The sequence below is a fragment of the Thioclava sp. F36-7 genome (assembly GCF_002020075.1).
Lineage (GTDB): Bacteria > Pseudomonadota > Alphaproteobacteria > Rhodobacterales > Rhodobacteraceae > Thioclava > Thioclava sediminum.
The window spans coordinates 203,847-219,396 of sequence record NZ_MPZR01000002.1; the positions used below are offsets into that span (position 1 = coordinate 203,847).

Here is a 15,550-nt window from a genome sequence, read left to right on the forward strand (position 1 = left end):
TGGTCATGCTGATCGCAATGCGAGACCTGGCCGGGCGCTGCCACGCCCGGCCATTTTCATCACCCGTCTCCAGTGTCTCTGGGGGCGGGTGATTCGCTTTGAATGTGGTGAGACTGTGGCCGTTTGTGCGCGGTCGGGAAACGTGCCGTTAGGGCAGGGGCTGACTGCTCGGCGATCGCGAGACAATCGCGTCAATAATTTGACGGCCTCGCACGTTTTAGCCATGTTGTGAGCGTCTCTCTGCAACCGGTGGGGGCCGATGCAGCCGTGAGAAGACCGAAAGGCCTATCGCATGAATCTACCCCACCGGACGGCAGCTGCCGCGCTACGTCCCACCGAAACCGAACCGCCTCTGCCGCGCCCTTTGCGTGCGAGTCCGAATGCGCCGAAACGCGCCCTGCGCGCCTCTGCGATGACCCGCCGCTATGCCGCGTGGTGGCTCGAGGCGAACGGCTTCATCGAAGAAACATCCCGCGTCGCCCCGGCGATCCCGCTGTTCGAAGAGGCATTCTCCGCCTTGGCGCGCGGTGCCGTGATCGCGACCGAGGAAGGCCCGGTGTCGGTTGAGGATCTGGTGCCCGGGATGCGGGTTCTGACCGCCGATGAGCGCGTCGAGACGATTACCTGGAAAGGCTCGATGACGATGTTCCCGGCCGCGAAGGACGTAGCCGCGCGGATGATCCGCGTGACCGCCGAAGCCTTCGGACATGGCCGCCCGTCGCAGGATCTGGTGCTGGGTCCGCATGCGCGGATCTGCCTGCGCGATGCCCGGCTGCGCGGGCGTCTGGGCATCGAGGCGGCCTATGCGCCGATCGCGGCCTTCGTCGATGGGGTGAGCGTCATCGAGGTCACGCCGATCTCGCCAGTCTCCGCCTATCATCTGGTGCTCGAGCAGCACGGCTCGCTCAAGGTTGGCGGCATGGAGGTCGAGAGTTTCCATCCGGGCGAAGGCTTCGAGCGGATGATTGACCCGCGGATGGCCGAGCTGTTTCTCGCGCTGTTTCCGCAGATGGACAAGCTGCGCGAGTTCGGCCCGCTCGCCGCGCCGCGGCTGACCCGGTTCGAGGTCGAAGAAATGCTAATCTGATCGGGGCCTTCAGGGGTAAAGGTTCCGGTTGGAGTTGACAGTGCTTGTGGGGAGCCGGTCACGGAAACGCCGCGCGTTGAGAACGTCGCGCGGCGTTTTTTCGTTTTCAGAACGGGGCGGGAGGATTACTCCTCCATCGCCTCCAGCTCGTCGATGAAGCCTTCGATCATCGACAGGCCCTTGTCCCAGAAGGCCGGGTCGGACGCGTCGAGGCCGAAGGGCGCGAGCAGTTCCTTGTGGTGCATCGAGCCACCCGCTTCCAGCATCGCGAAATACTTGTCCTGGAAGCCCTCGGGCGCGGCCTCATAGGCGGCGTAGAGCGCGTTCACCAGACCGTCGCCGAAGGCGTAGGCATAGACGTAGAAGGGCGAGTGGACGAAGTGCGGGATGTAGGACCAGAAGGTCTCATAGCCGTCCATGAACTCGAATGCCGGGCCAAGGCTCTCGCCCTGCACCGACATCCACAACGCGTTGATATCCTCGGGCGTCAGCTCCCCTTCGGCGCGGGCTGCATGCAGCTTGCACTCGAAATCGTAGAAGGCGATCTGGCGGACGACCGTGTTGATCATGTCCTCGACCTTGCCGGCCAGAAGCGTCTTGCGCTCTTCCTTGGTTTTCGCGGCAGCCAGCAGCTTGCGGAAGGTCAGCATCTCGCCGAAGACAGAGGCCGTCTCGGCCAGCGTTAGCGGCGTGTTGGCCAGCATCTCGCCCTGTTTCGCGGCCAGCACCTGGTGGACGCCGTGGCCCAGCTCATGCGCCAGCGTCATCACGTCGCGCGGTTTGCCGAGGTAGTTGAGCATCACGTAGGGATGAACGGTCGTCACCGTCGGATGCGCGAAGGCGCCCGGCGCTTTGCCCGGTTTCACGCCCGCATCGATCCAGCCTTTGTCAAAGAAGGGCTGCGCGATATCGGCCATGCGCGGATCGAAGCCGGAATAGGCGTCCAGCACGGTGTCCTTCGCCTCGTCCCACATGATGTCGCGTGGGGCCTCGGTGGGCAGCGGCGCGTTGCGGTCCCAGACCTGCAGCTTGTCGAGGCCGAGCCATTTCGCCTTCAGCTTGTAGTAGCGATGCGACAAGCGCGGATAGGCCGCGACCACGGCGTCGCGCAGCGCCTGCACGACTTCCGGCTCCACGTCGTTCGACAGGTGGCGGCCGGTCTGCGGCGTCGGCATCTTGCGCCAGCGATCCTCGATTTCCTTTTCCTTCGCCAGCGTATTGTGGATGCGCGAGAAGGTGCGGATGTTCTCGCCGAACACATTCGCCAGCTCTTTCGCCGCCGCTTCGCGTTTTTCGCGGTTGTGGTCGGAGAGAAGGGTGGTGGTGGCCTCAAGGCTCAGCTTTTCGCCCTGCACCTCGAATTCCAGCGCGGCGGTGGTCTCGTCGAAGAGGCGGTTCCACGCGGCGGCGCCCACGACCGATTGGTCGTGGAGGAATTTCTCCAGCTCGTCGGAGAGCTGATAGGGCTTCATCGCGCGCATCCGGTCAAACACCGGCTTGTAGCGGGCGACCTTCGAATCGGCGAAGACGGCCTCGTAGGTCTCGTCCGGGATGCGGTTGAATTCGAGGCTGAAGAAGACGAGCGGCGTGGTGTAGGTGGTGATCTTGTCCTGCGCGTCGGACAGCAGCTTCACCCGCGCCGGGTCAGTCGTGTTCTGGTAATAGCGCAGCCCCGTATAGGACATCACGCGGCCCGCTTTCTCGTCGATCTCCTCGTAGCGCTTGATGCACTCTGCCATGCCCGCCGCATCGAGATCGGCCAGCTTGCCTTCGTAATCGGCGGCAAACTCGGCGCAGGCTTTTTCCAGCCACGCCATGTCCTTGGTCAGTTCCGGCGCGTCGGGTGCGGGGTAGAGATCGCTCAGATCCCATTCGGGCAGATCGCCGAACGCCCCTGCATTTGAATTCGCATCGAAAACGGGGCGGCGGGGTGTGAGCGTCATGGGTTTCCTCGTGTCTGATCGGTTGCTTTCCAGATAGGGGCAGGGGCGCCGCCCTGACAAGGGCGCGGGGCCGCTCGGTGCTGCACAATTTTTCAGCAGATGCTATGAAATGAACTTTCCCCGAGCATGGCGCGTTGCATAACATTGGCCATCGCCTTTTACTCGCGGGGTACAGGGCCTAGACATAAATAAAAGACTAGGGGGACTTAACCGGCGCGATGACAGAGTATTTCAACGAGATGTTCGACGGCGGCCAAGTGCGTCAGCCCTATAGTGGACTCGACGGCTGGATGCGCGAAATGCCGTCCGAGTTGCGCGCGATGAAGCAAGCCGAGGCGGAGGCGCTGTTTCGCAGGATCGGCATCACTTTTGCCGTCTATGGCGAGGGCGGCGATCCGGACCGTCTGATTCCCTTCGACATGTTTCCGCGCGTCTTTACCCAACCCGAATGGCGCAAGCTGGAGCGTGGCATCAAGCAGCGCGCCCGGGCGCTGAATGCCTTTCTGCTCGACGTCTACGGGCGTGGCGAGATCGTGCGGGCGGGGCGAATCCCGGCGCGGCTGGTCTATCAGAACGACGCTTACGAACGCGCGGTTTCGGGCTTTATCCCGCCGCGGGGGATTTACTCGCATATCGTTGGGGTCGATCTGGTGCGCACCGAACCCGATCAGTTCTATGTCCTCGAAGATAACTGCCGTACCCCGTCGGGCGTCTCCTACATGCTGGAGAATCGCGAGATCATGATGCGGATGTTCCCGCAGCTGTTCCGCGAGAACCGGATCGAGCCGGTGGACGGCTATTCGGACGCGCTGCGCCGCACCTTGGCCTCGGTTGCGCCGGCGAAATGCGACGGCGAGCCGACGGTCGCGATCCTCACTCCGGGGCATTTCAACTCGGCTTATTACGAGCATTCCTTCCTCGCCGATCTGATGGGCGTCGAACTGGTCGAAGGCCCGGATCTGTTCTGCGAAGGCGGCTTCTGCTGGATGCGCACGACGGAAGGCCCGAAGAAGCTCGACGTGATCTATCGCCGGATCGACGACGCATTCCTCGACCCGCTCTGCTTCCGCCCGGATTCGATGCTGGGCATTCCGGGGCTGATGGATGTCTACCGCTCGGGCGGCGTTTCGATCTGCTCGGCACCGGGGGCGGGCGTGGCCGACGACAAGGCGATCTACACCTTCGTGCCGGAAATGGTGCGCTTCTATCTGGGCGAAGAGCCGCTTCTGGAAAACGTGCCGACCTGGCAATGCGCTAAGAAGGACGACTGCAAATACGTTCTCGAAAACCTTTCCGAACTGGTGGTGAAAGAGGTCCATGGCTCGGGCGGTTACGGGATGCTCGTCGGGCCGAAATCGACCAAGGAGCAGATCGAGAATTTCCGCCACAAGATCGAGGACAACCCCGAGAACTACATCGCCCAGCCGACGCTGGCGCTGTCGACCACGCCGACCTTCGTGGAAGAGGGCGTCGCCCCGCGTCACGTCGATCTGCGGCCCTATTGCCTTGTCGGCGAGAAGGTCGAGCTGGTGCCCGGCGGGCTGACCCGCGTCGCGCTGACCGAGGGGTCGCTCGTCGTGAACTCCTCGCAGGGCGGGGGCGTGAAAGACACCTGGGTTTTGGCGGAGTGATCGGATGCTGAGTAGAACCGCTGAAAACCTGTTCTGGGTCGCGCGCTACATGGAGCGCGCGGAGACGATGGCACGGCTTCTGGAGGTCGGCGCGCGGATCGCGTTGACGCCCTCGACCGGGCATGGCTACCGCTCGGAATGGGAGAGCCTGCTGCAAGCCTCGGGTACCGCCGACGGCTTCTCCGAGAAATACGGCGACCCGGTGCAGCGCAATATAGAGAGCTACCTGTTCTTCGATCGCGACAACCCGTCCTCGGTCGTGTCCTGCATCGAACGGGCAAGGGAAAACGCCCGCATCGTGCGCACGGCGATCACCGGTCAGGTCTGGGATACGCTCAACACCGCGTTTCAGGAAATCCGCCAGATCGAGCGTCAGCCGCGTTCGGAATGGGAGATTACCGAGCTCTGCGAATGGGTGGCCCGGCAATCGGCGCTGCTACGCGGCGCGATGGACGGCACAATGCTGCGCAATGACGGGTTCTTCTTCATGAATCTCGGCTATGCGCTGGAGCGGGCGGACAACACTGCGCGTCTGATCGACGTGAAATACTTCGTGCTTCTGCCTTCGGTGGAGATGGTGGGCTCGGGGCTCGACAATTACCAGTGGCAGGTACTGCTGCGCGCGCTGCAATCCTACCGGGCCTTCCACTGGGCCTATGGCGGCGAGTTGACGGCATCGAAGATCATGCATTTCCTGATCCTCAATCCGGCCAGCCCGCGCTCGCTGATTTCGGCCACGCGCAAGGCGATGCACCATCTCGACAATCTCGAAAGCTTCTACGAGGTCGAGCCGGGCACCGGCCTGCCGCAGATGCGCGCCAAGGCGATCATGACCGAGCTGAACCAGACGCAGGTCGCCGAAATTATCGACGAAGGCCTGCATGAGTTCCTCACCCGCTTCATCGGCGAGGTCGGGCAGCTTACCGCGCTCGTTCAGCAAACCTACCTGTCGGGAGATGCGCGATGATCCTCACCGTCAACCATGTCACCACCTATGATTATGACGCGCCGATGGGCGCTGCGGTGCAATCTTTGCGCATGTTCCCCTCGCGCTTCGAGGGCCAGCGTGTGATCGAATGGGACGTCTCGGTCGAAGGCGGTCTCCGGGGTGGGTCGTTCCGCGACGGCGCGGGCGACCGCATCGAGGGCTGGTCGATCCGTCCGCCGGTCGACGAGGTCGCGATCACCGTGAAGGGGCAGGTCGAGACCTTCGATACCTCGGGCGTGCTGCGCGGCCATCGCGAGCTGGTGCATCCGATGGCCTACCTGCGCGAGACCGTCGCGACCTGGATCGACGACAGTCTGGCGGCGCTGGCGGAAGAGGCCGTTGCAGGGGCCACGGAAGATCTCAACCGGGCGCATCGTCTGAGCGCTGCGATCTCCGAGGCGATCGAGTACAAGCCGGGGGCCACCCATTCCCACACCACCGCCGCCGAGGCGCTGGCGCAGGGGGAGGGGGTCTGTCAGGACCACGCCCACGCGCTGGTCGCCGTCGCCCGCTGTGTCGATCTGCCCGCGCGCTATGTCTCGGGCTACCTGTTCGCGACCGATGACGGCACGCCGCACGAGGCCGCGCATGCCTGGGGCGAGATCTGGGTCGCAGGGATCGGCTGGATCGGGTTCGACCCGGCGAACAAATGTTGCCCCGATGAGCGCTACATCCGCCTCGGCTCCGGTCTCGATGCGCGCGAAGCCGCGCCGATCCGTGGCATTACCCAAGGCTCGGGTGAGGAGCGACTGCACGTCACAGTTGCCTTGGACCAAGTCCAGCAATAGATTGCGCGCTTGTCAGGGATCAGGGAACGAACATGACCTATTGCGTAGGCCTCTTGCTGAACGAGGGGATGGTGCTGCTGTCGGACACGCGGACCAACGGCGGGCTCGACAACATCGCGACCTATCGCAAGATGTTCACCTTCGAGGAACCCGGCGAGCGGGTCATCGCGATCATGACCGCGGGCTCGCTCTCGGTGACGCAAACGACGCTGGCGCGGTTGCGCGAAGCGGCTGATGCGAGCGACGCGACGGGCGACAGCTCGATCATGGAAGCGCCGACGATGCTGAAAGTGGCCGAGATTATCGGCAACACGATGGCGGGTGTGCGCAAGGACATCACGAGCCGGATGGACGCCGAGCGGGTCTCGACCTCGGCCTCGATGATCGTCGCGGGCCAGCGCGCGGGCGGCGAGATGCGGATGTTCCTGATCTACCCGGAAGGCAACTTCATCGAGGCGACCGAGGACACGCCCTTCCTGCAGATCGGCGAGCATAAATACGGCAAGCCGATCCTTGATCGCGTGGTGCGCCCCGAGACCAACCTGATCGACGCTCAGAAGGCGGTGCTTCTGTCGATGGATTCGACGCTGCGCTCGAATCTCTCGGTGGGGATGCCGCTCGATCTGGCGGTGATCAAGAAGGACGATTGCCGAATTTCCAGTCAGCGCCGCATCGAGGCGGGCGACAGCGATTTCGCGGAAATGTCGGAAGCCTGGTCGAACGCGCTGCGCGACAGCTTTACGCAGATTCAGCTTTGACCGGTTCGCGGGCTTCCAGCCCGCCCGCTGCGTCGAACAGCGCGGCGCAGCCGTCGTAGAAGCGTTTCCGCGTCGCGGGGACTTCCATCATCAATTCGTGCTCGGCGCCGGGGATCACGTCCAGCTTGCCCTTCGGCCAGCGTCCCATCCGCTCATGGACCGCGGGCGTGTGCACGATCTTCTCCACGCCGCCCAGGCCGCAATAGCAGGGCAGGTCGGGGGAAGGCAGCGCCGCCAGCGCCTCGCATTCTAGCAGACTCTCGGCAACCCAGTGGATCGTCGGGCCGGCCAGCGTCAGTTCGGGATGTTTCGCGGCCTGCTCGACCAGCCAGGCCCACATCTCGGGGTCGCGGGTCAGGCGGTTCGCCTCGAAACTGTCTCGGTAGACATAGGTGGTGCCGTTCATGCCGGGCGGATAGTTGTTCGCAAGGAAACCTTCGCCCAGCAGGTTCGCCAGCACGATCCGGAACGGGTGCAGCAGGGCCGAGGTGGCGATCCCCCACATCGGCGCAGAGAAGGCGACCGCGTTGAAGCGATGGTGTTCGTGCATCACCGCGCGCAGCGCGATCGCGCCGCCCATCGAGTGACCCACGATGTAATAGGGTTGCGGCAGGTCCAGCTCGTCCGCGGCGGCGATCACCGCGTGCAGATCCCACTGGTAATCCTGCAAGCCGCCGACATGGCCCTTTTCGGGCGCGTCAGGCAAAAGCCGGTCGGCCAAGCCTTGCCCGCGCCAGTCGATGGCGAGCATGGCATAGCCCCGGGCCGCGAATTCCGCGGCCGCAGGGCCGTATTTCTCGACATATTCGGTGCGTCCGCATCCCAAAAAGACCGTTCCGCGTGGTTGGGGCGGGGCTGGCCAGTGTGCGAAACGTATCCGCACACCATCTTCCGCCGTCAGCCAGTAGGCCGCGCCCCCCTCGGGGCCGCGCGCGATCTCTTCGAAAAGCGGTGCGCGTTCCATCAGGCGAGCGCCGCACCCAGCTGCATGGCGAGGCCCATCGAGCCGTCGACCGAAAGCTTGCCGGACATGAAGGCCGCGGTGGGGTTCACGTCGCCGTTGAGCATGCCTTCGAAAGTTTCGCGGTCGGCGGTCAGAACCACTTCTGCGTCGTCGTCGCCTTCGCGCACGCCGTTCTCGTCGGCGATGATCGAGCCTTCGTCCTCGATCACGAATTTTGCAGTCGAAGAAAACCCATCGGGCAGTTTTGCCCGCAGCGCCTCAACGGCCTTGTCGATAACCTCGCTCATCGCGTCCTCCAATTTTGATGGCCGGGCTCTCGCATTCTCCGGCAATTGCATTACAGTCATGATTTATGTGGCAGCGATTTGACAGATACAAATGTGTCGTCACGGCATTTTGCTTTTCGGCGATGCTGGGAACAATGGCGGCATTCCCCGCCAGCGCCGAAACCGCGGGGCTCGAGCCGTATTTCAAAGAGTTGGCCGATCCGAACGATCCGGGCTGGTCGCGGGCCGAGGCGGACATCCGCAGGGCGTGGTCGCGCTCGGGGTCTGCGGCGATGGATTTGCTGTTCAAGCGCGGCGAGGACGCACTGGACGCGGGCGACACCGAGGCCGCGATCGAGCATTTCACGGCGCTGACCGATCATGCCCCCGATTTTGCCGCTGGCTGGAACGGCCGGGCCACGGCCTATTTCATGGCCGGGCTATACGGGCCCTCGGCCGTGGATATCGCGCACACCCTGAAGCTGGAGCCGCGTCACTGGGGCGCGCTTGCCGGGCTGGGCGCGATCCTCGAAGAGATGGGGGACAACAAGCGTGCGCTTGAGGCCTATCAGAAGTCTTTTGCCTTGAATCCGCATCAACAGGATGTGAAAGACGCCATTGCGCGCCTCGACGAGGCGCATCAGGGCACGGCTCTCTAAGGGCCGGAACGGAGCTGCGATGCAAGGCGGGCGGATCACGGCCGTTCTGGGGCCGACCAATACCGGCAAAACCCATTACGCAATCGAGAGGATGCTGGCGCATCGGACCGGCGTCATTGGGCTGCCGCTGCGGCTGCTCGCGCGCGAGGTCTATGACCGGATCGTCGCGCAGCGTGGACCTTCGGTCGTGGCGCTGGTCACCGGCGAAGAGCGCATCGTGCCCGAGCGCACGCAATACTGGGTCTGCACGGTCGAGGCGATGCCGACGGGGATCGGTGCGGATTTCCTGGCCATCGACGAAATCCAGCTGTGTGGCGATCCCGAGCGCGGTCATGTCTTCACCGACCGGCTGCTGCATGCGCGCGGGCTGCACGAGACGCTGTTCCTCGGCTCCGAGACGATGCGGGGGGCGATCGCCGCCTTGGTGCCGAAGGTGCAGTTCACGCGGCGCGAGCGGTTTTCCGAGCTGACCTATTCCGGCTCGAAGAAAATCTCCCGGATGAAACCGCGCTCGGCCATCGTCGGGTTTTCGGTCGAGAATACCTATGCGATCGCGGAACTGATCCGCCGCCAGAAGGGCGGCTGCGCGGTGGTGATGGGGGCGCTCTCGCCTCGCACCCGCAACGCGCAGGTCGAGATGTATCAAAATGGCGACGTGGATTATCTTGTCGCCACCGATGCAATCGGGATGGGGCTCAACCTCGATATCGACCATGTCGCGTTTTCGGCCACGTCGAAATTCGATGGGCGGCGGATGCGTCCGCTCTTCCCCCATGAGCTGGCACAGATCGCGGGCCGGGCAGGGCGCCACACCACTGACGGCACGTTCGGCGTGACGGGCGAGGCGCGCCCGCTGCAGCCCGAGGTGATCGAAGCTGTCGAGAACCACCGTTTCGCGCCGCTGCAACGGCTGCAATGGCGTAACGGTCGGCTCGAATTCGGCACCGTGGACCGGCTGATCCAGTCGCTCGACGCGCGGCCTGAGGGCGAATGGCTCACCAAGGGGCGCGAGGCCGACGATGCGCGCGCGCTGAAGGTGCTGGCTGACGATCCGGCGATCCGCGACCGCATCACCAGCCCAAAGGATGTGCAACTCCTCTGGGATGTCTGCCGAATCCCCGATTTTCGTTCGATTTCCGAGGCCGAACATGCAACGCTTCTGGCGCGCATCTTCGAGTTCCTGCAATCGGGCAAGGGCGTGCCCTCGGACTGGCTTGCACGTCAGATCGAGCGTATCGACAGGACGGGCGGCGATATCGACACGCTCTCGCGTCGTCTCGCCTTCATCCGCACATGGACCTATGTTGCGCAACGCAAAGGGTGGGTCGATGATGAAAGCCATTGGCGCGAGGCGACCCGCGCTGTAGAAGACCGCCTGTCGGACGCGCTGCATGGCGCGCTGACGCAAAGATTTGTGGACCGGCGCACCTCTGTGTTGATGCGCCGGCTCAAGCAGAAGGAGACCCTCGTGGCCGAGGTGAACGACAAGGGCGAAGTGACGGTTGAAGGCGAATTCGCGGGCCGTTTGGAAGGATTCCGGTTCAAGCAGGACGAGACCGGCTCGCCCGACGAGGCGAAGATGCTTGCCCGCGCGGCCTACGAGGCGCTTGCGCCCGAGTTCAGCCTGCGCGCGGACCGCTTCTACAACGCCCCCGATACGGAGATGGATTTCACCGAGCAGGGCGGCCTGATGTGGGGCGATACCGCTGTCGGCAAGCTGGTGAAGGGGCCCGATCTGCTGAAGCCGACCGTGCAGGCTTTCGTCGATGACGAGGCGGGCGCGGATGTGGCTGAGAAGGTCACGCGCCGTCTGCAGCATTTCATCGACCGCAAGGTCGCAGCCCTGTTCGAGCCGCTTCTGGCGATGAGCCGTGACGAAGAACTGACGGGTCTCGCCCGTGGCTTCGCGTTCCGCATGGTGGAATCGCTGGGCATCATCCCGCGCGAGCAGGTCGCCGCCGAGGTGAAGGATCTCGATCAGGACGCGCGCGGCAGCCTGCGCAAGCACGGTGTGCGCTTCGGCCAGTACACGATCTTCATGCCCGCGCTTCTCAAGCCCGCGCCGACGCGGCTGCGCCTCGTGCTGGCCTCGCTGTGGTCGGGCGCGGATGAATTCCCCGAAAGCCCGCCTCCGGGCCTCGTGACGATCCCGAATATCGACGCGTTCGATGCCGAGACCTACCGCCTGTCGGGCTACCGTCCCTCGGGCGCGCGGGCGATCCGCATCGACATGCTCGAACGTCTCGCGGATCTTCTGCGCACGCAGGACAGCCGCGGCGGGTTCGAAGCCAATCCGGACATGCTCTCGATCACCGGCATGACGCTGGACCAGTTCGCCGATCTGATGGGCGGCATGGGCTACAAGGCCGAGAAAGGCGAGCGCGCGAAGGTGAAAGCCGCCGATCTCGAGAAGGCCGAAGAGCAAGCCGGTGCCGAGGCGCTCAAGGCCGAGCAGGCCGACGAGGCGAAAGCCGAGGCTGGCGGCGGCGAGCAGCCTGCCGAGACCCATCCCGAGGCGGAGGCTGCGGCCGAGGCCGGCGGCGACATGGTGGCAGCCGGTGACGTGGCCAGCGACGAGGTCGAGGTGTTCTACACCTTCACCTGGGCGCCGCGTCCGCGTGGCAACCGTCCGCCGCGCCGCGAACAGGGGCAGGGCGGCAAGCCCGGTGGCGAACGTGGCGAGCGCAAGGGCGGCGGCAAGCCGCATGGCAAGCGCGACGGTCACAAGGGCAAGAAGGGTGGCAAGCCGCAAGGCGCGCGCAACTTCGAGGCCCGTCCGCCGAAGAAGGACAAGCCGGTCGATCCGGACAACCCCTTCGCGGTTCTGGCTGCCCTCAAGGACAAGAAGTAACGACTCGCCATGGCTGACGCGCCCGAGCGCATCCGCATCGACAAATGGCTCTGGCAGGCGCGGTTCTGTAAGACCCGCGGCCTCGCGCAGGAGCTGGTGCAGGGTGGCAAGACGCGAGTCAACGGTCAGCGCATCGACAAACCCGGCCGAGCGATCGGGCCGGGCGATGTGCTGACGCTCAGACTTGGCAAAGGGCAGGACGCGCGGATCTGCGTTTTGCGGGTGCTGGACTGCGGCACCCGGCGCGGTCCGGCGGTCGAGGCGCAGACGCTTTACGCATTGCTCGAACCGGAAGGCTAAGCTGTGCGGAATGCCGCAGCGAAAAGCTCGGGCTCTCTCTTGAAAGAGGGGGCATCCCCCGCTAGGACGGGTCAGGAAGCTGTTCAATCGGGGTTTCACCAATGACCTACGTCGTCATCGATAACTGCATCAACTGCAAATATACCGACTGCGTCGAGGTCTGCCCGGTGGATTGCTTCTACGAGGGGGAGAACACGTTGGTGATCCATCCTGACGAATGCATCGATTGCGGCGTCTGCGAGCCGGAATGCCCCGCCGATGCGATCCGTCCGGATACCGAGCCGGGAATGGAATCCTGGGTCGAACTCAACCGGAAATATTCCGAACTCTGGCCGGTGATCACCCAGAAGAAAGATCCGATGCCGGATGCCGAGAAACATGACGGCGAGAGTGGCAAGCTCGAGAAGTATTTCTCCGAGGCGCCCGGCGAAGGCGACTGACGGGTCGGTGATTCTGACCAATTTGCCCGATTCTGAGCGAATTGGGGCGGTTTACGCTGCGGCAAAGTGTCAAAATGCGCCGTATAACCCACTGAAATCGTGTGATATTACACATGCGCGACAGTAATGCGCTTTGAAATGCACGCGTTTTTTGCTATATTACTGTTACAAAATGAGTTCGACCCCACCTTTTGCGTCGCCTGCTCGCCCGCAAAAGAGATCTCGTGACTGACTGACGAACGCGGAGCTATTCAGCCCCGTGGGCGTCGTATGCTCGCTGGATACCGGGGTTCGTGACCGGCTGCAAGGAAACGAACCGCATGACCAAGACCAAGAAGACCGAATTCCGCCCCAATGATTTCGTCGTCTACCCGGCGCATGGCGTGGGGAAAATCATGTCCATCGAAGAACAGGAAATCGCCGGGCTCAAGCTCGAGCTTTTCGTGATCTCCTTCGAGAAGGACAAGATGACCCTGCGTGTGCCGACGCACAAGGCGACCGAAGTCGGGATGCGCAGCCTCTCCTCGCCTGACATGGTGACCAAAGCGCTTGAGACCCTCAAGGGCAAGGCGAAGGTCAAGCGGGCGATGTGGTCGCGCCGCGCGCAGGAATACGAACAGAAGATCAACTCGGGCGATCTGCTCGCGATCGCTGAAGTGGTGCGCGACCTGCACCGCAGCGACGATCAGCGCGAGCAGTCCTACTCGGAGCGTCAGCTCTATGAAGCTGCACTCGAGCGCCTGACCCGCGAAGTCGCCGCCGTTTCGGGCACCGACGAAGAGCGTGCCGCGAAAACCGTCGACGAGGTTCTGGTCGGCCGCGCCGCCTGATCCCGACACTAGCGGAACTTTTCCAACGCGAGGCTTGCGAGCCTCGCGTTTTTTCATATGCGCAGGGCAGGGGAGGCTCAGGCTTCGGGGCCGGTCTTCTCGCTGCCCGGTGCCTCGCGGTCGCTCTCGTCGCGCTCGCCGCGGCGGCGGAACTGCTCCATCATCGCGGCTTCCAGCTCGGCGTTGAGCTCCTTCGTGCGCGCGATGTAATCGGGATTCTGCTCGACCGGGACGCCCGGCTTCCAGACCTGCGCCAGATCGCGCACCGCGGCCCGGTCGAGCTTGAAGAAAAGCTTCTCCAGTTCGGACGCCTCGAAGGCCGAGAGCCCTGCATTCTCCAGCACATAGCGTCCGGCGCGCAGCGAGCTGTCGAACATCTCGCGCACGATGTCATTCGCGCCCGCCCGATACAGGTCGAACACATGCGTCCGGTCGCGGGCACGCGCGACGATATGCAGATCGGGCCGGATCCGGCGCGCGTAGGCGACCAGTTTCGTGGTGTTCTCGCGCCCGTCCAGAGCCACCACCAGCACACGCGCCTGATTGATCCCGGCAGCTGCGAGCAGATCGGGCCGCGTCGGGTCGCCGAAATAGCCCTTGAAGCCGAAGGTCCGCATCAGCTGGATCGTCTTGAGATCGGCGTCCAGAACCGTCGTGCGCATTCCCGACATCGTCACCAGCCGGTTCACCACCTGACCGAAGCGGCCCACGCCCGCGATGATGATCGGCTGCTGCTCGTCGATCGCGTCCGGGTCCGGGCCGGGAGGCTTGCGCAGCCGCAACCCGATCTGCTCGTGCAGGATGAACAGCAAGGGCGTGATCAGCATCGACAGCGCAATCACCACCAGCAGCTTCTCGGCCAGCGCGTTGGGCAGGATGCGTTGCCCCACCGCGAAGGAGACCAGCACGAAGCCGAATTCCCCCGCCTGTGCGAGGCTCAGCGTGAACAGCGAGCGATCCGGCCCGCGGATCTTGAACAGCACCGAGAGGCCATAGAGCACCGCCGATTTCAGCGCGACCAGAAGGAAGACCAGCGCGAAGATATTGGCGGGCTGCGCGGTGATGACGTCGAAATTGATGCCCGCGCCCACGGTGATGAAGAAGAGCCCCATCAGCAGCCCTTTGAAGGGCTCGATGTCGGATTCCATCTCGTGCTTGAACTCGCTATCGGCCAGCACGACACCCGCGAGAAAGGTGCCAAGCGCGGGCGAGAGCCCCACAAGGTTCATCAGGCTCGCGATGCCCACCACGATCAGCAGGGCCATCGCCGTGTTCACCTCGCGCAGTCGCGCGCCTTGCACGAAGCGGAAGAGCGGGCGCACGAGGTAGTGCCCCATCAAGACGGTGAGGGCGACGGCTGCCAGCGTGATCACGGTGACACCCCAGGCGGGCAGCGAGTCGATAAGGCGAGCCACGACGTGATCGCCATGCCCCGCCTTGGCCACCGCGCGCGCGCCGGGCAGCGCCAGAAGCGGCATCAGCGCCAGCATCGGGATCACCGCGATATCCTGCGTCAACAACACCGCAAACGAGGACCGCCCGCCCGCCGTCTGCATCAACCGCTTTTCATTCAGCGTCTGCAGCACGATCGCGGTCGACGACAGCGACAGCGTCATCCCGATCGCCAGCGAGACGCGGAAATCCTCGCCCATCGCCATGACGATCGCCGTCACCAGCACCATGGTGACCAGCACCTGCAACCCGCCAAGGCCGATCAGCTTGTCGCGCATCGCCCAAAGTGCGCGCGGCTCCAGTTCCAGCCCGATCAGAAACAGCATCATCACCACACCGAATTCCGCGAAGTGCTGGAGGTCGGTCATTTCCGCGCCGGAGAGGCCCGTGGCGGGGCCGATCAGGATGCCCGCGATCAGATAGCCCAGCACCGAGCCGAGGCCCGCACGCGTGGCCAGCGGCACCGCGATGACCATCGCGAGCAGGTAGAACGTGGCTTGGAAGAGAAAGCTTTCCATTGGCGGCTTGCATCCTTGGGCGGGTGCGCGGGGGAGGCGCGCGACGCGGCTATTCCCCAGCGTAGTCCGGCGCGG

At 64.1% G+C, this 15,550-nt stretch carries 14 protein-coding genes; 10 read left to right on the forward strand and 4 right to left on the reverse strand.

Annotated features, from left to right (window positions below):
• Positions 1–412: 412 nt before the first annotated feature.
• Entirely contained in the window at positions 413–1,087 is a 675-nt protein-coding gene (locus BMI89_RS03885) for a Hint domain-containing protein (protein ID WP_168174748.1), read from the forward strand.
• Positions 1,088–1,212: 125 nt separating this feature from the next.
• On the opposite strand, the gene BMI89_RS03890 is transcribed toward BMI89_RS03885, so the two are convergent.
• Complete coding sequence (locus tag BMI89_RS03890; protein ID WP_078569907.1) at positions 1,213–3,030, reverse strand: M3 family oligoendopeptidase; 1,818 nt, start codon at positions 3,028–3,030, stop codon at positions 1,213–1,215.
• 218 nt (positions 3,031–3,248) lie between these two features.
• Here BMI89_RS03890 and BMI89_RS03895 point away from each other — a divergent pair, with 218 nt between their 5' ends.
• The 4 genes from BMI89_RS03895 to BMI89_RS03910 are packed head-to-tail and all read left to right on the forward strand — an operon-like array spanning position 3,249 to position 7,195.
• Positions 3,249–4,661 carry a circularly permuted type 2 ATP-grasp protein gene (locus BMI89_RS03895; RefSeq protein ID WP_078569908.1) on the forward strand — a complete coding sequence of 471 codons (1,413 nt, stop codon included), beginning with the start codon at positions 3,249–3,251 and terminating at the stop codon, positions 4,659–4,661.
• Positions 4,662–4,665: 4 nt separating this feature from the next.
• Complete coding sequence (locus BMI89_RS03900; protein WP_078520529.1) at positions 4,666–5,628, forward strand: alpha-E domain-containing protein; 963 nt, start codon at positions 4,666–4,668, stop codon at positions 5,626–5,628.
• Positions 5,625–6,437: a transglutaminase family protein gene (locus BMI89_RS03905; protein WP_078569909.1), complete on the forward strand. Its 813-nt coding sequence runs from the start codon at positions 5,625–5,627 to the stop codon at positions 6,435–6,437. The genes BMI89_RS03900 and BMI89_RS03905 overlap by 4 nt, the downstream gene beginning before the upstream one ends.
• A gap of 32 nt (positions 6,438–6,469) precedes the next feature.
• Positions 6,470–7,195: a peptidase gene (locus tag BMI89_RS03910; RefSeq protein ID WP_078548680.1), complete on the forward strand. Its 726-nt coding sequence runs from the start codon at positions 6,470–6,472 to the stop codon at positions 7,193–7,195.
• Here BMI89_RS03910 and BMI89_RS03915 read toward each other — a convergent pair.
• A complete protein-coding gene (locus tag BMI89_RS03915; RefSeq protein ID WP_078569910.1) occupies positions 7,176–8,159 on the reverse strand; it encodes an alpha/beta hydrolase in 984 nt (327 codons plus the stop codon). The genes BMI89_RS03910 and BMI89_RS03915 overlap by 20 nt on opposite strands.
• Positions 8,159–8,446, reverse strand: coding sequence for an SCP2 sterol-binding domain-containing protein (locus BMI89_RS03920; RefSeq protein WP_078542112.1), 288 nt, complete (start codon positions 8,444–8,446; stop codon positions 8,159–8,161). The genes BMI89_RS03915 and BMI89_RS03920 overlap by 1 nt, the downstream gene beginning before the upstream one ends.
• Before the next feature lie 134 nt (positions 8,447–8,580).
• Between BMI89_RS03920 and BMI89_RS03925 the strand changes: the two genes are divergently transcribed.
• The 5 genes from BMI89_RS03925 (at position 8,581) to BMI89_RS03945 (ending at position 13,505) form a co-directional block, all read left to right on the forward strand.
• On the forward strand, positions 8,581–9,084 hold the full coding sequence (locus BMI89_RS03925; RefSeq protein ID WP_246831963.1) for a tetratricopeptide repeat protein: 504 nt from the start codon (positions 8,581–8,583) through the stop codon (positions 9,082–9,084).
• A gap of 19 nt (positions 9,085–9,103) precedes the next feature.
• Positions 9,104–11,935, forward strand: coding sequence for a helicase-related protein (locus BMI89_RS03930; protein WP_078569912.1), 2,832 nt, complete (start codon positions 9,104–9,106; stop codon positions 11,933–11,935).
• Between the two features lie 9 nt (positions 11,936–11,944).
• Positions 11,945–12,235 carry an RNA-binding S4 domain-containing protein gene (locus BMI89_RS03935; RefSeq protein WP_078569913.1) on the forward strand — a complete coding sequence of 97 codons (291 nt, stop codon included), beginning with the start codon at positions 11,945–11,947 and terminating at the stop codon, positions 12,233–12,235.
• A 101-nt stretch (positions 12,236–12,336) separates the two neighbouring features.
• Positions 12,337–12,675: a ferredoxin FdxA gene (fdxA, locus tag BMI89_RS03940; RefSeq protein ID WP_078520521.1), complete on the forward strand. Its 339-nt coding sequence runs from the start codon at positions 12,337–12,339 to the stop codon at positions 12,673–12,675.
• A gap of 320 nt (positions 12,676–12,995) precedes the next feature.
• Positions 12,996–13,505, forward strand: coding sequence for a CarD family transcriptional regulator (locus BMI89_RS03945; protein WP_075774088.1), 510 nt, complete (start codon positions 12,996–12,998; stop codon positions 13,503–13,505).
• Positions 13,506–13,582: 77 nt separating this feature from the next.
• Here the strand turns inward: BMI89_RS03945 and BMI89_RS03950 are convergent, their stop codons facing one another.
• On the reverse strand, positions 13,583–15,475 hold the full coding sequence (locus tag BMI89_RS03950) for a monovalent cation:proton antiporter-2 (CPA2) family protein (RefSeq protein WP_078520520.1): 1,893 nt from the start codon (positions 15,473–15,475) through the stop codon (positions 13,583–13,585).
• Positions 15,476–15,550: the final 75 nt, after the last annotated feature.